Source organism: Gordonia rhizosphera NBRC 16068, assembly GCF_000298195.1.
GTDB classification, from domain to species: domain Bacteria; phylum Actinomycetota; class Actinomycetes; order Mycobacteriales; family Mycobacteriaceae; genus Gordonia; species Gordonia rhizosphera.
On the sequence record NZ_BAHC01000023.1, the window covers coordinates 1 to 18,460 of the forward strand.

Here is an 18,460-nt window from a genome sequence, read left to right on the forward strand (position 1 = left end):
GAACCTCGAAGGGCCCGGTCCGATCAGGACCGGGCCCTTCGTCGTCTGTCGTCCCGTCCGCCGCGCCCCGGCTTCGGGGGCGATATCAGCTGACCGCGGCCTCGCCGGCGTCGAGATCGAGGCGGTGCCCCGTGGAGCGGACCCGGGCGATCGCCCGCATCTTGTTCACCGCGTCGAGTGCTGCAACCTTGTAGCCCTCGGCGAGCGTCGGATAGTTGAAGACCGCGTCCACCAGGTAGTCGACCGTGCCGGACAAACCCATCACGGTCTGACCGATGTGCACCAGTTCGGCGGCGTTGCTGCCGAACGCGTGGACCCCGAGCAGCGTGCGGTCCTCGGCGTGCACCAGCAATTTCAACAGCCCATAGGAGTCGCCCATGATGGCGCCCCGCGCGAGTTCGCGGTACCTCGCCACCCCGACCTCGAACGGGATGTTCGCCGCGGTCAACTGGTCCTCGGTGCGCCCGACGAAACTTATCTCCGGGATCGCGTAGATGCCGATGGGCTGTAGGTCGGCGTCCGTCGCACCGACCGGTTCGTCGAAGGCGTGGTAGGCGGCCCGCCGTCCCTGTTCCATGGACGTCGCGGCGAGCGCCGGGAAGCCGATGATGTCGCCGACGGCGTAGATGTGCTCGACCTCGGTGCGGAAGTTCTCGTCCACCTTGAGCCGGCCACGCGAATCGGCGGTCAGTCCGGCCGCCTCGACCCGCAGCTCGTCGGAGACGCCTTGCCGCCCGGCCGAATACAACACGGTGTCCGCCGGGATCTTCTTGCCGGATTCCAGGATGGTGAGCGTCCCCGACGGGTGGGTCTCGACCGTCTTGACGTGTTCACCGAACCGGAACGTCACCCCGCGCTCGCGGAGCTGATACTGGAGGGCCTCGACGATCTCCCGATCGCAGAAGTCGAGCATCGTCGGCCGCTGCTCGATGACCGTGACCTTGCTGCCGAGCGCGGCGAACATCGACGCGTATTCGATGCCGATCACCCCGGCACCGACGACGACCATCGACCCGGGGACCCGATCGAGATTCAGGATCTGATCGGAATCGACGACGGTCGTGCCGTCGAACTCGACGCTGGCCGGACGGGCCGGACGGGTGCCGACCGCGATGACGAAATGATCTGCGGTGACCCGCTTGAGGTCCCCGGTGGCGTCCTCGATGGCGATCTCGTGGTCGCCGACGAACGACGCGCTCCCGATGAACATCGTCACCGAGTTACGCGACAGCTGACTCTGGATGACGTCGATCTCCTTGCCGACGACGTGCATCGTCCGGGCGGACAGATCGGTGACGGTGATATCCGATTTCAGCCGATAGGACTGCCCGTAGAGTTCGCGCTGGTTGAGTCCGGTCAGGTACAGGACCGCCTCCCGCAACGTCTTGGACGGGATCGTGCCGGTATTGATGCAGACGCCGCCGACCATGTCCCGGCGTTCGACGATCGCGGCTCGTTTGCCGAGCTTGGCGGCGGCGATAGCGGCCTTCTGCCCTGCCGGGCCGGAGCCGATGACGACGATGTCGAAATGATTCACGGTGGCTGTCTCCGCTCGATGGGTACGCGAACGGGCGTAAATGCCCAGAGATCAGTCTCACCCGCCGCGCCGTCGGGCACGACTCGAAAGCGCAGGGTTTCGACGGGATTTAACACCACCGGAATCTTCGGGTCGTCACCGCGACGTCGACCGTGCACGCCCACCCGTCGATCGTGCACGCTCGACGATCGGGCGCGCACGCTCGACGATGAGGTCAGGCGCACTCCCGTGCGACGTCCGCGCACCCGAAACCGGCGAAGGTCGCGCAGACCTGCAACCACCCGGCCAGCGACTCACAGCCGGTGGTCTCGGGATCGGTGACGGGTGCGTGACGGTACGGCTCGCGCGCGTAGGACGTATGCCGTCCGCCGGACCGGTTGCGGACCACGACGCTGCGCCAGACGATGATCCCCGGTAGGTAGCCGAGCACCTCGCGTAGCGCCGAACTCATCCGTGCCACATCGTGGCGCATCTGCGCCAGCCCCAACCCTGTTCGGGAAGCGTTCTGGAAAGCATTGCTGCGCAGCATGTTCCAGAGCGCTGATGCCCAGTCGCCGAGCCGTCCGAACGCCATCGCGGCCGTGAGGTCCGCGAGATCCCGCAGCAGCGAGTCGGAACTCGCGTTACAGATCGCGTCGTCGGGTATACCGACCCAGTGCGCCGGAATCCCTGGTGGCAGATCGGGTCCCGGGCCGGCCAGACCCCAGCCGGCGCATCCCGCGACGGCACCCGGCGGCTGATGCGGATCGGCGACGAAGCCGATCGCCGACACCCGTTCGAGCACCGGGTCGCCGGCCCGCCACAGGTCGTGCAGGGTGTTACGGATCACCACCGCACCCTGCGAATACCCGATCAGCATGACCGGGCCGACCGTGTCGTCGAGCGCGCGCCGCAGATTACGGCCGCCCTGGGTCAGCGACCGCATATAGCTCATCCCGTCCAGGCGGGGTGCGGGGCCGTAGCTGGCCGGATAGGCCACCCATCGGCAGTCGAATCGTTCGTCGAGGGCGGCGGTGACACCGGCGAGCATCCCACTCACCGATGTACGCGTGTCACCAACCGACGACTCCCCCGTACCGCCGACCGCCAGCACGGTGACCCGGGGCTCGGCCGGCTCCGTTGATTGTGTCCGCCCACCCATGACCCCATGGTCCCCGCCCGCGGTGTGAACGGCCACGGAAGCGACTGAGTGTCGGCTGTGATGTGCGACTCCCCAGCCCGTCAGGGCTGACAGTTCAGCGCTGACAGTCCGGGCACCAATAGAGCTTGCGACCGTCGAGCTCGCCGATCGCCACCGCGGTCCCACAGATCCGGCAGGGCTCGCCGTGTCGTCGATAGACGTAGGTGCGCGGACGATCCGCGGCATACGACGGTGCGCCGTGGTCATCCTCGGGACGGATCACATGGATGCGACCACGACGCACGCCGACCTTCATCAACGCCACGAGGTCCGACCAGATCTCGTCGAATTCCGGCCTCGAGATCGCCCGTCCTTCCCGATGCGGATCGATCCCGGCGCGAAAGAGCACCTCGGCGCGATAGACGTTGCCGACCCCGGCGATCACCCGCTGATCCATCAACAGCGCGCCGATCGGTCGGCGCGACCGGCAGATCGCCGCCCACGCCCGCTGCGGATCCGCGTCGGAACGCAGCGGATCCGGGCCGAGCCGGGCGACCAGCGCCTCGAGGTCGGCGGGCGTGTAGAGCTCGCAGGCGGTGGGCCCCCGCAGGTCGGTACCCATCTCGGCGCCCTCGATCCGCAGGCGCACCTGTCCCACCGGCTCCCCCATCGGTGCCGGCAACTCCGCGAAGGCCCCGTAGAGGCCGAGATGGACGTGCAGCATCCGCCGCTGCCCGCGCGGGCCGTAGTGCTGGATGAGATGTTTTCCCCACGCCTCGGCCTTGGCGAACACCAGCCCGTCGAGTGCGGCGGCACCGTCGGCGAAGCGGCCCTGCGGGCTGGTCACACGCACCGGTCGGCCGCCGAACACGCGCTGTTGGCGACGGGCGAGACGGTGGAGGGTATGTCCTTCGGGCACGGACGACGACGACCTCGGCCGGGCTCAGTCCCGTCCGGGAACCGGCGGCGCCTCGTGGGTGCGCTCGTAGGTGGCGAGGATGTCGATGCGCCGCTGATGGCGGGCCTGCTCGGACCATGGGGTCGAGATGAAGGCGTCGACGATGGCCAGTGCTTCCTCGGGGGTGTGCATACGTCCGCCGATACCGATCAGCTGAGCGTTGTTGTGCTGACGCGCCAACTGGGCGGTCTCCACGCTCCACGCCAATGCGCAGCGCGCACCCGGCACCTTGTTGGCGGCGATCTGTTCCCCGTTTCCGCTGCCCCCCAACACGATGCCGAGGCTGCCCGGATCGGCGACGGTACGAGCCGCGGCATCGATGCAGAACGCCGGGTAGTCGTCCTGGGCGTCGTAGACGTGAGCGCCGCAGTCGACGACGTCATGTCCGGCAGCCTTCAGATGGTCTGCGATCGTGTTCTTCAATTCGAATCCGGCATGGTCGGCACCGAGGTAGACACGCATGGCGCCACTATAGATTGGTCGTGTGGACGCACAATCGCCGATCCCCAACGTCCCCGGAGTCGCCGACTCCGCCCCGTCCGACCGCCCGGCCCCGGAGCCCGGTGCGTTCTGGCTACCGCCGGCGCCCTACGCGATGCGCCCGCGGCTGCATCCATGGGAGATCCCGATGCTGGTGATGGTCATCGCGGCCACACTGCTCGGATACCTGCTGATCATCATGCTGGTGGTGCTGGGCGACTTCAGCGACATCTTCCTGGCGCTGCTCGCCGCACCGCTGATCCTGATGCTGATCCGCGGTCTGACCTACGCGAGCCCCCGGGTGAACGGCGTGCAGATGACGCCCACCCAGTTCCCGGAGGGCCACCGGATGGTCGTGGAGGCAGCCGCGAGGTACGGCCTGGAGTACGTCCCCGACGCCTACGTGGTGCTCGGCAACGGCATGATCAACGCGTTCGCGTCCGGCCACGGATTCCGACGTTACGTCGTCGTGTACTCGGATCTGTTCGAAGTGGGCGGTCGTGCACGAAACCCGGACGCACTCGAGTTCATCATCGGACACGAGATCGGGCACATCGCAGCCGGGCACACGTCGTACTGGCGTCAGCTCGCCACCGGCGTGGGAATGGGCATCCCCTTCCTCGGGTCGGCGCTGTCGCGCGCGCAGGAGTACACGGCCGACAACTACGGCTACTACACACGCCCGTCGGGCGCCCCCGGTGTGATCGGGGTGCTCGCGGCCGGAAAGTACATGCTCTCCGCAGTGGATTTCGACCAGTTCGCCGACCGCGCCACCCATGAACGGGGCCTCTTCACCTGGGCGGTCAACTCCCTGGCCTCCCATCCGGTGCTCACCTGGCGGGCGGCCGCGCTGCGTGACCGCACTCGCGCCGGCGCGATGCTGTTCCGGCCGAAAACGATCGTGCGCGGCGTGGGCAGCGGAAACGTCACGCCGATCTCACCGCCCGAACATCCCGCCGCGCTACCCGCGGGCTCGATGCCCAACGGGCTGCAGATGCCGCCGAAGATCTGAGGGAACCCTCAGTCGAACTGCGGGCCCTCGGTCCGGCTGCGCTTGAGTTCGTAGAAATGCGGGTAGGACGCCAGCGCGACCGCGCCATCCCACACGGTGCCGGCGGTCTCGCCGCGCGGAATCCGCGCCAGCACCGGGCCGAAGAAGGCGACGCCATTGACGTGGATCGTCGGCGTCCCGACGTCGTCGCCGACCTTGTCCATCCCCTCGTGATGGCTGGTCCGGATCCAGTCGTCGAGCTCGCCGGTTTCCGCGGCCGACGCCAGAGCCGGATCGAGGCCCAGTTCCACCAGCGATTCGGCGATGACCCGGTCGAGGTCCGAGATGGCCTTGTCGTGGATACGGGTGCCCATCGCGGTGTAGATCGGCCCCAGGATCTCGTCCCCGACCTGTGCGACCCCGGCGGCGATGACCCGCACCGGGCGCCAGGCATCCTTGAGTTTTTCGCGATACTCGTCCGGGATGTCCTTGTTCTCGTTCAGGACGGCGAGGCTCATCAGGTGGAAGTTGACGTCGATCGGGCGCACCTGCTCGGCCTCGAGGATCCAGCGCGAGGTGATCCAGCACCACGGGCACAGCGGGTCGAACCAGAAGTCCACACGATCATGTTCCCGGTTCGGGGTCGCCTGTGGTTCTGCCGACATGTGCACGACCTTTCGTTGAGCTAACAAACCATGACGGTAGGTACAACCGGATTCCCGGGCGGGCATTCCCGATAAGCTGACAACGAATTCGTGATCCGAGAGGCTGGATGTTCCGACTGTGACTGCTCCCAATCTGACCCGAGACCAAGCACGTGAGCGTGCCGCGACGATCGGCGTCGACAACTACTCGATCGAACTCGACCTCACCGACGGCAACGGGGCGCCCGGCGTCAACACCTTCCGGTCGGTGACGACCGTGACGTTCACCGCGACGGCGGGGGCGGAGACCTTCATCGACCTGGTCGCGCCCAACCTGGTCTCGGCGACGCTCAACGGCGCCGACCTCGATGTATCCGATTTCGACGAGTCCGTCGGCATCGCGCTGCCGTCATTGGCCGCCGAGAACACGCTCACAGTGGTCGCCGACTGCGCCTATTCGAACACCGGTGAGGGTCTGCACCGATTCGTCGACCCGACCGACGAATCGGTCTACCTCTATTCGCAGTTCGAGACCGCCGACGCCAAGCGCATGTTCGCCTGCTTCGACCAGCCCGACCTGAAGGCCACCTACACGATCACGGTCACCGCTCCCGAGGACTGGAAGGTGATCTCCAACGCCGCGGTGGTCAACACCGCCGCCGCCGAGCCCGGCATTCATCGGTTCCGCGAGACACCACTGATGAGCACCTATCTCGTCGCGCTCATCGCCGGCCCGTACGCCGAGTGGACCGACGCCTACAGCGACGATCACGGCACGATCCCGCTCGGCATCTACTGCCGAGCCTCGCTTGCCGAGCATATGGACGCCGAACGGCTGTTCACCGAGACCAAGCAGGGATTCGGCTTCTATCACAAGAACTTCGGCATCCCGTACGCCTTTGGCAAGTACGACCAGCTCTTCGTACCGGAGTTCAACGCGGGCGCCATGGAGAACGCCGGCGCCGTCACCTTCTTGGAGGACTACGTCTTCCGGTCGCGGGTCACCAAGTACCTCTACGAACGTCGGGCCGAGACGGTGCTGCACGAGATGGCGCACATGTGGTTCGGCGACCTGGTCACCATGCAGTGGTGGGATGACCTGTGGCTCAACGAATCCTTCGCCACCTTCGCGTCTGTGCTGTGCCAGTCGGAGGCAACCGAGTACACCAGTGCGTGGACGACGTTCGCGAACGTCGAGAAGTCCTGGGCGTATCGACAGGACCAGCTGCCGTCCACCCACCCAGTGGCCGCCGACATCCCCGACATTGCCGCGGTCGAGGTCAACTTCGACGGCATCACCTACGCCAAGGGTGCGTCGGTGCTCAAGCAGTTGGTCGCCTACGTCGGACTCGAGGATTTCCTCGCCGGCCTCCGCGACTACTTCTCGGCGCACAAGTTCGGGAACGCCTCGTTCTCGGATCTACTTGACGCACTGGAGAAGTCATCGGGACGTGACCTGTCCGACTGGGGCAGTCAGTGGCTGCGGACCACCGGGATCAACGTCATGCGCGCGGACTTCGACATCGACGCCGCGGGCAAGTTCACCCGGTTCACGGTCGTCCAGGACGGCGCGGCACCGGGTGCCGGCGAGACGCGAGTTCACCGCCTCCGGGTGGGGGTGTATGACGACAACGGATCGGGCGCACTCGAACGCGTGAAAAGTGTGGAGCTCGACGTCGAGGGTGATCGCACGGACGTGCCAGAGCTCGTCGGAGTCGGGCGCGGCGCGCTGATCCTGCTCAACGACGACGATCTCACCTACGCCTCGGTTCGCCTCGACCCGCAGTCCTTGTCCACCGCCACCTCCCGGATCGGCGACATCACCGACTCGATGCCACGCACATTGGTCTGGTCGGCGGCCTGGGAGATGACGCGACAAGCCGAGATGGCCGCCCGGGATTTCGCCGCGCTGGTACAGCGCGGTATCGCCGGCGAATCCGAAATCGGTGTGGTGCAGCGTGTTCTGATGCAGGCGACGAGTGCCATCGAGGCCTACGCCGATCCGGCATGGGTGGCCGCGACGGGACGTTCGACATTCAGCGCCCGTCTTCTCGAGATGGCGCGGTCATCCGAGTCGGGATCCGATCACCAACTCGCGTTCGTCAACACCCTCCTGGCCGGCAAGCTGAACGACGATCAGGTGCCCGTCGTCCGGAGTCTGCTCGACGGCGACGACCCGGCCGAACACGATCTGGCCGGCCTGGTCATCGACACCGACATGCGCTGGAAGCTGGTACGGGCGTTGGCCTCTGCGGGTGTCATCGACACCGACCCGGCCACCTCGCCGGTGATCGACGCCGAGGCGGCGCGCGACAACACCGCGGCGGGCGCACGTCAGGCCGCCGCCGCGCGATCGTCGCGACCGCTTCCGGAGGCGAAGGCCGAGGCCTGGCGGCAGGCCACCGAGGAGGACTCGCTCTCGAACATCTACACCCGCACGATGATCGAGGGATTCGCGCGTCCCGGACAATCCGAGTTGCTCGGCGAGTACGTGGCGAAATACTTCGCAGCGGTGCCCGACATCTGGGCGCGCCGATCGAGTGAGGTCGCGCAGACCGTAGTGGTGGGTCTGTATCCGCACTGGGCGATCAACGCAGACGGTCTCGCGGCCGCCGACGAGTTCCTCGCGGGCGATCATCCACCTGCGCTCAAACGGCTCATCTCCGAAGGTCGGGACACTGTGGCCCGATCGCTGCGGGCGCGGGAGTTCGACGCTCGGCAGTGACGTGACGGCCCCGGGTCAGCGACTGCGCCAGCGGTAGCGCACCTGGGGGCGACCGGTGTTGCCGTACTCCGTCATCCGTTCCACCGTGCCGTCCTCAGCCATCCGTTCCAGGTACCGCCATGCCGTGACCCGGGAGATCCCCAGGGTGGTGGCAACTTCCGACGCGGTCAGTCCGCCGGTGCTGTCGCGCACAGCGCGGGCGACCGCGTCCTCGGTCTCGGGTGCGGCGCCCTTCTTCGCGGTGCGCCGGGCGTCGCTGGTCCGTAGTTCGGCCAGGGCCCGGTCCACGTCACGCTGACTGACCGCATCGGTCTGTCCGCCGAGCGCCTCCCGGTACCCGCGGTACTGCCGGATCTTCTCGGCGAACGCGGCGTAGGTGAACGGCTTCAACAGATACAGCAGCACGCCGTGTGACATCGCGCGCCGGACGGTCGGGAGGTCTCGGCGCGCGGTGATGGCGATGATGTCGGGGCCGGGCCGCACCCCAGACAACGCGGACGCCAGATCCACACCGTGGGCGTCGGGAAGGCCGAGATCGAGCAGCACCAGTTCGATCGGTGTGCCCGCCGCCGCCGACGACGATGCGACGCGCAGCGCCTCGCGCGCGGTACCCACCACCGCCACGACATCGAATCCGCCTACCCGCGAGAGGTATTCACGATTGGCCGTCGCGATCACCGGGTCGTCCTCGACGATCAGCACGCGGATCATGATTGCACCTGGAATCGTGCCGAATCGTTGCCGCCGCCGGTGTCCCCGACCGTCACCGTGATCACCGATCCGTAGGTCTGCTCGGCCGTGATCGTGCCGTGGCGGCGGCCGACGACCTGTGCCACGAGCGCGAGGCCGAGGCCCCGCCCGGCCGCGTCACCACCGGCCTTGGTCGTGTAGCCACGGGTCTGGGCGCGGGTGAACTCGTCGGGGTCCATTCCGGGTCCGCTGTCGGCGACGACGATGCTCAGCGTCGTCGCGTCCCCCACCACCGTCACCTCCACCCACGGGTCGTCGGGGTCGCACGCGTCGAGCGCGTTGTCGATCAGATTGCCCAGCACGGTGATCATCTCGCCGACCGGCAACGCCTGCGTCGCTCCGTCGCCCGGCAACCGGGAGTCGTCGGTGACCGTCAGCGCTATTCCGCGTTCGGCCGCCTGCGCGATCTTACCCAGGAGCAGCGCCCCGATCGCGGGTTCGCCGATCGTCTCGTCGATCCGGTCGATGAGATCCTGGGACACCTCGAGGTCGGTCGTCGCCATGCGGACCGCCTCCTCGCTGCGGCCCATCTCGATCAGCGCGACGATGGTGTGCAGCCGGTTCGCCGATTCGTGTGCCTGCGACCGCAGAGCCTCCGCGAACCCGCGCATCGAGTCGAGTTCGCCCATCGCCTCCGACAATTCGGTTCGGTCGCGCAACGTCACCACCGAGGAACCGCGCTCGCCGGGGACCGGGGACCGACTGACCATCAACGTCCGCCCGGCCTCGGCGTAGACGTGGTCGACGATGGGCTCGTCGCCCCCGCTGAGGAACTCGGGTAGGCGCACCCCGTCGCCCGTGGAATCGGCCTCACCGACGTCGTCGAGCAACCGTCGCGCCTCGTCGTTCGCCAGCACGGCCCGCCCGCCCTCGGTGACCACCACCCCCTCCCGGATGGCGTGCAGCACCGCATCGTGATGCTCGTACATCAGCCGCAGTTCCCGCGGCGCGAGCCCACCGGTCTGATGCAAGAGTCGCCGGCGGATCAGCCACAGGCCCGCCCCCGCCGTCAGCAGCGCGGCAGCCGCGATCGTGATGATGAGCGGCAGTTGGGCGAGCCAACCCGCGGTGAGCGATTCGAGCGTGATGCCGGCCGAGACGAGCCCGACAATGCGGCCGTCGGGCGCACGAACCGGCGCGATGGTGCGGACCGACGGCCCGAGCGTGCCGGTGAACGTCTCCGTGTAGACCTCGCCGCGGAGCGCCTGGTCCACCGATCCGATGTAGTGCTGCCCGATCAGCGACGGGTCGGGGTGTGTATACCGGGTGCCGTCTGGCCCCATGATCGTGATGAAGGCGACGCCCGTCTCACCCCGTACCTGCTCGGCCATGGGTTGCAGGATCGTGGTCGGATCACTCGACGTCAGCGCCGCCGCGGTCGACGGCGCGGTGGCCAGGCTCACCGCGACCGCCTCGACCTCCTGGCGGGCCTCGTGCTCGGCGTCGACCCGCGCGTCGAGCACCGCGAGCACACTGCCGCTGATCACGATCACCGCGACCATGGCCAACAGCCACGCGAACGCCTGCCCCGCCAACGTCCGCGGTCGCATCCTGCGCATCCGCACGTCCGACTCCTCACCCGTTGACGTTCCCGTGTTGCGGTGAACGAAACGAACTCAACCGTGACCCGCGTCACGACTTCACCCCACAATCCAAACACCGGCAAGTACACACGGTGTCCCGATGCGGCAACGAGAGGAAGTTCGATGAATCTGCGACGGAGAGCGATCGATCCAGGGGCGGCGTCCACCGCCGACATCCCGGCGATCGCGAAGAAGAAGGACCGCACCCACTGGCTCTACGTCGCCGTCATCGGTGCCGTCATCGGCGGTGTCGTGGTCGGCCTGGTCGCGCCGCAGCTCGGCAAGGACCTCGCCGTCCTGGGCAGCATGTTCGTCAGTCTCATCAAGATGATGATCGCCCCGGTGATCTTCTGCACGATCGTGCTCGGCATCGGTTCGGTCCGCAAGGCCGCGACGGTCGGCAAGGTCGGCGGACTGGCCTTCGTCTACTTCCTGGTCATGTCGACCGTCGCTCTGGGGATCGGTCTCGTCGTCGGCAACCTGATCAAGCCCGGAGACGGCCTCAACATCGACTCGGTGGCCGGCAAGGGCGCCGAGCTGGCGGCGAAGTCCCACGAGTCCGGCGGGACGATGGCATTCATCGAACACATCATCCCGACCTCATTGCTGTCGTCGCTGACCGAGGGCAATGTCCTGCAGGCGCTGTTCGTGGCACTGCTGGTGGGCTTCGCGATCCAGGCGATGGGACGCACCGGCGAACCGATCCTGGTCGCGGTCTCCTACTTCCAGAAGCTGGTCTTCAAGGTGTTGTCGATGATCCTGTGGGTGGCCCCGATCGGCGCATTCGGTGCGATCGCCGGCGTCGTCGGCCAGACCGGCTGGGCGGCCGTGCAGCAGCTGCTCATCCTGATGCTGGCGTTCTACATCACGTGTGCGCTGTTCGTGTTCGGCGTGCTGGGCGCGATGTTGCGCGCCTTCGCCGGGGTGTCGATCTTCCGGCTCGTCCGCTACCTCGCCCGCGAGTACCTGCTGATCTTCGCGACGTCGTCGTCTGAGTCCGCGCTCCCCCGGCTGATCGCGAAGATGGAGCACCTCGGCGTGCAGAAGACCACCGTCGGTGTCGTCGTGCCGACCGGCTATTCGTTCAACCTGGACGGCACCGCCATCTACCTGACCATGGCATCGCTGTTCATCGCCGACGCCCTGGGCGACCCGCTGTCGATTCCCGAGCAGATCGGCCTGCTGGCGTTCATGATCATCGCGTCCAAGGGTGCCGCGGGTGTCAGTGGTGCGGGGCTCGCCACGCTCGCCGGCGGCCTGCAGGCCCACCGGCCCGAGATGCTCGACGGTGTCGGTCTCATCGTGGGTATCGACCGGTTCATGTCGGAGGCGCGGGCGGTCACCAACTTCTCCGGCAACGCGGTCGCCACGCTGCTCGTCGGGGCGTGGACGGGAACCGTCGACCGGGCCCGGGTGGACGAGGTGCTGAGCGGGCAGGCGCCGTTCGACGAGAGCGACATGGTCGACGACGAGCCGATCGAGGCCCTGCCGGCCGACGCCGCCGCGACCGCGGATCGTCGCATCCCGGTCGCGCACTGAGGATCGACACCGCCCGACACACGACTTCGGCCGCTCACCGTGAGGTGAGCGGCCGAAGTCGTCTGGTTCGTCGGGGAACGGGTCGTCAGGATTCCGCGGCGGCGGTCGACATGACCCGAAGGGCGGCGATCAATCCGTCGATGAGGTCTCCCTGCCGGAAGCTGGTGATCGCGGCCGTCACACCGAGCTGGGCGACGCGGTCGTTGACCCGGTCGGCCACTGCCGAACCCGACACCACGACGGTCTCCTTGGTGTTGGGCGAGACGGCGACCAGTGCGCCGTTGGCCGGCTCGGGCGCACGCATCAGCACCTTGCGGGCGTCGGCAACCGCATCCGGACCGAGGTCGCCGATGTAGACCGAGAACCGCACCAAGGCTTTCTCGCTGGCGTCCTTGAGCGCGTCGTCGAGCCCGATCAGTTCCTCACGGCTGAACGGCGGGGTCGTCGGCGCCTGTCCCGGGAACCGCGTCGCGGACACCCGTCCGCTGTTGGTGACGACCGTTCCCACCGGCAATGCACTTGTCGAGCCGGCGACCGCGACGGCGCCGTGATGTCCCGTGTTTACCTCACCACTTGCCACTTGCCGAGCCTCCGTCCGCGTCGGTCGATTCCGCATGCCGCGCCAGTGTCATCGGTTCGATGTCGGTCGCGCTGAACAGCAGGGGCTCGTGGTCCCACTGCTGGTCGAGGGTGTATTCCTGGACCTTCGGGTGCTTGAGGCCGTGACCAAAGGCCATCGAGACCACGCACGCCGCGGCTGCGAGCACGCAGAGGATCGTGACGGGAACTCCGATGATGACGATCAGGTTGTCCATGTCACCCTTTCGTTCTGTTGCATACCTGCCGTCCTGCAGAGCGGTTGCGCGGCAGGTCGTGTGATCAATCTAGCCCACACAGTGGGTGCAGGGGGCGGTGACCCCTACAGTGCGTCGTAGACGTCGCGGTGGGCGCGCTCACGCCGCCCCGGCGTCGATGTACTGCGACCAGACTGGGTCGATTTCCTTGACCGTGGCCAGCAGGCGCCAGTGTCGGCCCTTCGGGGCGGACGGCACGACCCGCAACGTCCAGCCGAGCTCGCTGAGCAGTCGATCGGCCTTGCGGTGATTGCAGCTCGCGCAACACGCGATGCAGTTCTCCCAGGTGTGCCCGCCGCCACGGCTGCGGGGCACGACGTGGTCGATGGTCGTCGCCTTCGCCGAACAGTAGCCGCACCGGAACCGATCGCGATGCATCAACGCCGCCCGGGTCATCGGGATGACCGCCCGGTAGGGAACCTTGACATAGGACCGCAGCCGGATGACCGAGGGGATGGGTACGGCGATATCCGCCGAGTGCACGGCCAGACCGGCGTCGTCGGCGTGCACCACATCGGCGCGTTCGCGCAGCACGAGCACGATGGCGCGACGCAGCGAGACCGCCGTGAGAGGTTCGTAGGTGGCGTTGAGCAGCAGCACCCGCCGGCGTCCCCAGATCGACGGGGACCGCTGGCCCGATGGATCGGAATGGACCTGACCGCGCCCGCCGGGCAGCGTGGTGAGGGGTCGCACCCGTGTTCCGACACCGTCCGACGCGGGGCCCGTGCCTGCTCGCCTACTCGTCATACGTGTCTCCCACCTGCACACCGACGAGGACAAGTTGACCACGGAACACCGACTATTGCACGACAATTCTGCGTGTCAGCGCAGGTCGCCTCGGTAAACGACAGGTGACTTCTTCTCCCGGGACAGGAGATGTTGAGCCGCTCGGGAAACCTCAGGACAATGGGAACGGTGAGTACCGAAGTCCCCGGCGGCAGCCAACCCAACAGCCCGACGCCCGCGCAGACGTTCTACGACGAGGTCGGCGGTGCGGAGACGTTCCACAAGATCACGGCCCGCTTCTACAAAGAAGTCGCGGCCGACGAGGTGCTCAAGCCCCTCTATCCCGAGGAGGATCTCGGCCCGGCCGAACGCCGGCTGCGTATGTTCCTCGAACAGTACTGGGGCGGCCCCCGGACCTACTCGGACGAACGCGGCCATCCGCGCCTGCGGATGCGTCATCACCCGTTCACGATCGGGCCGATCGAGCGGGACGCGTGGCTGCGCTGCATGCACACCGCGATCGCGTCGATCGACTCCGCGACCCTCGACGACGTGCACCGCCGCGCGCTGACCGACTACATGGAGATGGCCGCGAACTCGATGATGAACTCGATGATCTGACCCGCGGGGCCGGTCTCGCGACTCGCCGACCCTACCTGTGCTTCTCATCGAAAACACAGGTAGGGCACAATGACGACGGTGAGCGATGAGACATCGGATGTTGTCCCCGCCGAACCGGACCCGGACGGCGGGCCCGACCCGGCGCTCACAGAGGCCGAGGGGGACTCGCCGGCCGGTGACAAGGCCGGTGACGCCGTGACCGACGAGGCCGGTGAGCATGTCGAGGACGATGACGCGGTCGTCGCCGTGGACGAGACCGAACCCGAACCCGACGCCCAGCCCGAGACCGACGTTGAGTCCGGGATCGTGGACGAGCCCGACGCCGAGCCTGAGACCGACGTTGAGGCCGTGGACGAGCCCGAGGCCGCCAACGAACTCGAGGCCGACGAGCCCCCGACCGACGACGAGTCCGTCACCGACGAGGCACCCGCGGTCGCGGTGCCGGCGGTCGCGGTGCCGCAACTCGATCCGGGCAACGACACCTGGTGGAAATCCGCGATCTTCTATCAGATCTATCCGCGTTCCTTCTCCGATCTGAGCGGGGACGGTATCGGCGACCTCGCCGGTGTCATCGACAAACTCGGCTACCTCGAACTGCTCGGGGTGGATGCGATCTGGCTGAGCCCGATCATGCGCTCCCCCATGGCCGATCATGGTTATGACGTGTCCGACCCGCGCGACATCGACCCACTCTTCGGCGACCTCGCCATCTTCGACGAGCTGATCGCCGAGGCCCACGACCGCGACATCCGGGTCACCATGGACCTGGTGCCCAACCACACCAGCGACCAGCACGCGTGGTTCCGCGCCGCGCTCGACGCCGGACCGGGCAGCCCGGAGCGGGCCCGCTACATCTTCCGGGAGGGCCGCGGCGAGAACGGTGACGAGCCGCCCAACAATTGGCGCAGCGTCTTCGGCGGTCCGGCGTGGCGTCGCGTGACCGAGGCCGACGGCACGCCCGGACAGTGGTACCTGCACATCTTCGCCCCCGAACAGCCCGACCTGAACTGGGAGAACCCCGAGGTCTTCGAGGATCTCGAGAAGACCTTGCGTTTCTGGCTCGATCGGGGCGTGGACGGGTTTCGCATCGACGTCGCGCACGGCATGGCCAAACCCGCCGACCTGCCCGACATGGACCTCGAGTCGGTCGGACTGCTGGAGAACGACGACGACGATCCGCGGTTCAACAACTATGCCGTCCACGAGATCCATCGCAAGATCCGCAAGGTGATCGACCAGTACCCGGGCGCGGCGAATGTCGGCGAGATCTGGGTCGACGACAACGAGCGGTTCGCCGAGTACCTGCGACCCGACGAACTGCACCTGGGGTTCAACTTCCGTCTCGCGAAAGCGACGTTCGATCCGAGGTCCATCCGGGAAGCGATCGAGAACTCGCTCGAGGCCGTGCTGTCGGTGGGCGGCACCCCCACCTGGACGCTGTCGAACCACGACGTCGACCGCGAGGTCACCCGCTACGGGCGGATCGCGCATCCGCGGTCCGACTCCGACGAGCCCGCCCTCACCGAACCCGTGGGTGACGAGGCATTCGAGAGTGGCGAGGCAACCGGCGAACCGGGCGAAGAAGCAGCCGCCGAGGCCGTACCGGAGAACGGTGACGAGGCCGAGATCGAGGCCGCGGCGGACGTCGAGGCCGTGGCGGACGTCGAGGCCGTGGCGGACGTCGAGGCCGTGGCAGCCGTCGAGGACGAGACCGAGCCCCGATCCCAGGACACGACCGAGTCCGACGTCCCGAAAGCCATTGAGGCACCAGAGGCCACCGAGGCAGCGCAGGCGACGGAGTCTGCGGAGTCTGCGGACGAGGCCGCCAACGAGGCGGTGCCCGAGACCGGCGACGAACCCGAAACCGCCGACGAACTCGACGCCGCCGAGGTCGTCGAAGCCGAGGACGAGGTCGAGGCCGAAGAGATCGCGGAGGCCGAAGACGAGGTCGAGGCCGAAGACGACATCGCGGCCGAGGCCGCCGCCACCACCGCTGCGGTCGAGGACGAGGCCGCCGACGAGGTCGAGATCGACATCGACCTCGGCATCCTGCGGGCCCGCGCGATGCTGCTGGTGGAACTGGCCCTACCCGGTTCGGTCTTCATCTACAACGGGGCCGAGCTCGGCCTGCCCAACGCCGATCTGCCCGACGAGGCGTTGCAGGATCCGGTGTGGGAACGTTCCGGCCACACCGAACGTGGACGCGATGCCTGTCGGGTTCCGCTGCCCTGGGAGGGTGTCGAGCCGCCCTTCGGGTTCAGCTCCACCGCCGACACGTGGCTCCCGATCCCCGAGTCGTGGTCCCGATTCACCGTGGAGGCACAGCTCGAGGACGTCGACTCGACGTTGTCGCTGTACCGGCAGGCGATCGAATTGCGCTACGCCCGTGGCGAGTTCGAGGGTGACACGGTCGAGTGGTACGGCGCTCCGGAAGGCTGTCTCGCGTTCCGCCGGTCCGTCGGACATCTCATCTGCGCACTGAACACCAGTGGCGCGCCGGTAGCGCTGCCGCCGGGGGAGATCCTGTTGACGAGCTACCCGCTCATTGACGGTCAGCTGGCGCCCAACTCTGCCGCCTGGCTGGTCTGAGCGCCCGCGGCGCCTACACCGTCGTCATCGACAGGCGTTCGCGGCGCGCGAAGACCGATCCGTAGCGGGCGTCGATCCGGATCCATGCGCCGGAGGCCCGGATCCGGACCGGCTCGTCGGGTGCGATGCGATCGATGGACGAGGTGTCGGTGACCTCGTGTCCGTCGGCGTCCCGGATGAATCCCATCGCGGTGAGCGCGAATACCGACCGCAGCGAGACCGCCACCCGAGTGCCGCCGTCCGCCGACGACACGTCGAGGACATCCTGGTCGAGCAGTCCGGTCGCGGGTCCGTGGGCACTGCCCTCGGTACGGGCGAGTTGGGCTCCGCCACGCGACAATTCGACGATCGCACGGGCGGGGACGTCATCGAGGTGGACGAACCCGGTCGTCGCGGGCAGGGCGCCGCGCCACGCGCTGTCGAGTGGGAATCCGGGATCGACGGGTTCACCCGGCGCGGCGGCCACGAGGTTGGCCCGCAACGTCGATGCGTCGCAGACGATGTCGTCGGGCCGCAGCCGACCGAACACCGACCGGCCGGTCAGCACGTCGAATCCGGTGCCGACCCAGAGCGCGATCAGTCCGTCCGGCCGGGTCGTCAATCGGACCACCGCGGTCTCGTCGAGTCGCACCGCCCGGGCGAGGAACGCTATCGTGTCGGCGCGGTCGCCGGGTCCGGTGAGGGTCAGGTGCCGTTCGGCGGAGGTCATGGCAGTTTCCCGTCGACTCGGCGGAACGAGCCCAGGTAGTCCTTCTCGGCGGGCGTCAGACGCCGCAGCCGCTGCCCGGCGACGTCGAAGGCGACGAGCTGTGTGCTCGCCGTAACGGCAGGTCTGCTGTCGGGGGCACCACCGCGGGGCCGGACCTCGTAGCCGACCGTGAAGTCGACGGCCCGCACCTGCTCGACGAACATCGTCACCTCGATGGGGCCCTCGTCGTGGCGTACTTGCCCCCGGTAGCGGACATGCAGGTCGGCGACGACACATCCCTCCCGTAACGAGGCCGTGGGTCGTCCGTCGTAGAACAGAAACGGAATCCGTGCCTCCTCGATCAGGGTGACCATCCTCGCGTGGTTGATGTGGGCGTAGACGTCCATATCCGACCAGCGCACGGGAACCTGGACCACGTAGCCGGTGTCGGTTCGTCTTCCGTTGCCTTCTGGTGAGCAAACGTGAGTGTGCTCTGTCATCAGGCAGCCGTCCCTTGCGAGACGGCGGTCCCCGTCTGACCAACACCAGCGGTGTTGTGCGGGGTTGACGTTTCATAGCCTCCTGCGTCGCCCGCTGACGCGGGGTCGGTCTCCTGGTTGGCTCCACGTCCTGCCACCGAGCCACTCTCGGTAGG

Annotated in this window: 17 protein-coding genes; 5 read left to right on the plus strand and 12 right to left on the minus strand. The window is 67.6% G+C overall.

Going from position 1 to position 18,460, the window contains the following annotated elements:
* Window positions 1-85: 85 nt before the first annotated feature.
* From sthA to GORHZ_RS01870, 4 genes are all read right to left on the minus strand, one after another.
* Window positions 86-1,537, minus strand: coding sequence for a Si-specific NAD(P)(+) transhydrogenase (gene sthA / locus GORHZ_RS01855; protein WP_006329857.1), 1,452 nt, complete (start codon window positions 1,535-1,537; stop codon window positions 86-88).
* A 214-nt stretch (window positions 1,538-1,751) separates the two neighbouring features.
* Window positions 1,752-2,678, minus strand: a complete 927-nt coding sequence (locus GORHZ_RS01860) for a PE-PPE domain-containing protein (protein WP_006329858.1) — start codon at window positions 2,676-2,678, stop codon at window positions 1,752-1,754.
* Window positions 2,679-2,772: 94 nt separating this feature from the next.
* Window positions 2,773-3,576 (minus strand): Fpg/Nei family DNA glycosylase, encoded by an 804-nt coding sequence (locus GORHZ_RS01865; RefSeq protein ID WP_006329859.1) that lies wholly within the window; start codon window positions 3,574-3,576, stop codon window positions 2,773-2,775.
* A gap of 24 nt (window positions 3,577-3,600) precedes the next feature.
* Complete coding sequence (locus GORHZ_RS01870; RefSeq protein WP_006329860.1) at window positions 3,601-4,077, minus strand: ribose-5-phosphate isomerase; 477 nt, start codon at window positions 4,075-4,077, stop codon at window positions 3,601-3,603.
* Window positions 4,078-4,099: 22 nt separating this feature from the next.
* Between GORHZ_RS01870 and GORHZ_RS01875 the strand changes: the two genes are divergently transcribed.
* A complete protein-coding gene (locus GORHZ_RS01875) occupies window positions 4,100-5,107 on the plus strand; it encodes a M48 family metallopeptidase (RefSeq protein ID WP_006329861.1) in 1,008 nt (335 codons plus the stop codon).
* Between the two features lie 8 nt (window positions 5,108-5,115).
* Here the strand turns inward: GORHZ_RS01875 and GORHZ_RS01880 are convergent, their stop codons facing one another.
* Window positions 5,116-5,751, minus strand: coding sequence for a mycothiol-dependent nitroreductase Rv2466c family protein (locus tag GORHZ_RS01880; protein WP_006329862.1), 636 nt, complete (start codon window positions 5,749-5,751; stop codon window positions 5,116-5,118).
* A 118-nt stretch (window positions 5,752-5,869) separates the two neighbouring features.
* Between GORHZ_RS01880 and pepN the strand changes: the two genes are divergently transcribed.
* Window positions 5,870-8,455, plus strand: a complete 2,586-nt coding sequence (gene pepN / locus GORHZ_RS01885) for an aminopeptidase N (protein ID WP_006329863.1) — start codon at window positions 5,870-5,872, stop codon at window positions 8,453-8,455.
* A 15-nt stretch (window positions 8,456-8,470) separates the two neighbouring features.
* Here pepN and GORHZ_RS01890 read toward each other — a convergent pair whose 3' ends face one another.
* Together GORHZ_RS01890 and GORHZ_RS01895 are read right to left on the minus strand one after the other, a co-directional pair.
* On the minus strand, window positions 8,471-9,166 hold the full coding sequence (locus tag GORHZ_RS01890; RefSeq protein WP_006329864.1) for a response regulator: 696 nt from the start codon (window positions 9,164-9,166) through the stop codon (window positions 8,471-8,473).
* The gene (locus tag GORHZ_RS01895) at window positions 9,163-10,764 is read right to left on the minus strand and encodes a sensor histidine kinase (protein WP_040529743.1); all 1,602 of its coding nucleotides are present in this window, start codon (window positions 10,762-10,764) and stop codon (window positions 9,163-9,165) included. The genes GORHZ_RS01890 and GORHZ_RS01895 overlap by 4 nt, the downstream gene beginning before the upstream one ends.
* A 147-nt stretch (window positions 10,765-10,911) precedes the next feature.
* Between GORHZ_RS01895 and GORHZ_RS01900 the strand changes: the two genes are divergently transcribed.
* The gene (locus GORHZ_RS01900; RefSeq protein WP_006329867.1) at window positions 10,912-12,327 is read left to right on the plus strand and encodes a C4-dicarboxylate transporter DctA; all 1,416 of its coding nucleotides are present in this window, start codon (window positions 10,912-10,914) and stop codon (window positions 12,325-12,327) included.
* A gap of 85 nt (window positions 12,328-12,412) precedes the next feature.
* Here the strand turns inward: GORHZ_RS01900 and GORHZ_RS01905 are convergent, their stop codons facing one another.
* The 3 genes from GORHZ_RS01905 to GORHZ_RS01915 all read right to left on the minus strand — a co-directional run bounded on the left by GORHZ_RS01905 (window position 12,413) and on the right by GORHZ_RS01915 (window position 13,928).
* The gene (locus GORHZ_RS01905; RefSeq protein WP_040529746.1) at window positions 12,413-12,907 is read right to left on the minus strand and encodes a DUF5130 domain-containing protein; all 495 of its coding nucleotides are present in this window, start codon (window positions 12,905-12,907) and stop codon (window positions 12,413-12,415) included.
* A complete protein-coding gene (gene ctaJ, locus GORHZ_RS01910; protein WP_006329869.1) occupies window positions 12,894-13,142 on the minus strand; it encodes an aa3-type cytochrome oxidase subunit CtaJ in 249 nt (82 codons plus the stop codon). The genes GORHZ_RS01905 and ctaJ overlap by 14 nt, the downstream gene beginning before the upstream one ends.
* Before the next feature lie 138 nt (window positions 13,143-13,280).
* A complete protein-coding gene (locus GORHZ_RS01915) occupies window positions 13,281-13,928 on the minus strand; it encodes an HNH endonuclease (RefSeq protein ID WP_083877166.1) in 648 nt (215 codons plus the stop codon).
* Window positions 13,929-14,087: 159 nt separating this feature from the next.
* On the opposite strand from GORHZ_RS01915, the gene GORHZ_RS01920 reads away from it, so the two are divergent.
* Both GORHZ_RS01920 and GORHZ_RS31505 read left to right on the plus strand, forming a co-directional pair.
* Window positions 14,088-14,528: a globin gene (locus GORHZ_RS01920; protein ID WP_040529752.1), complete on the plus strand. Its 441-nt coding sequence runs from the start codon at window positions 14,088-14,090 to the stop codon at window positions 14,526-14,528.
* Window positions 14,529-14,597: 69 nt separating this feature from the next.
* Complete coding sequence (locus GORHZ_RS31505; protein WP_006329872.1) at window positions 14,598-17,117, plus strand: alpha-amylase family glycosyl hydrolase; 2,520 nt, start codon at window positions 14,598-14,600, stop codon at window positions 17,115-17,117.
* 13 nt (window positions 17,118-17,130) lie between these two features.
* Here GORHZ_RS31505 and GORHZ_RS01935 read toward each other — a convergent pair whose 3' ends face one another.
* Window positions 17,131-17,826: a DUF8010 domain-containing protein gene (locus GORHZ_RS01935; RefSeq protein ID WP_006329873.1), complete on the minus strand. Its 696-nt coding sequence runs from the start codon at window positions 17,824-17,826 to the stop codon at window positions 17,131-17,133.
* Window positions 17,823-18,305: an acyl-CoA thioesterase gene (locus GORHZ_RS01940; RefSeq protein ID WP_006329874.1), complete on the minus strand. Its 483-nt coding sequence runs from the start codon at window positions 18,303-18,305 to the stop codon at window positions 17,823-17,825. The genes GORHZ_RS01935 and GORHZ_RS01940 overlap by 4 nt, the downstream gene beginning before the upstream one ends.
* Window positions 18,306-18,460 lie beyond the last annotated feature (155 nt).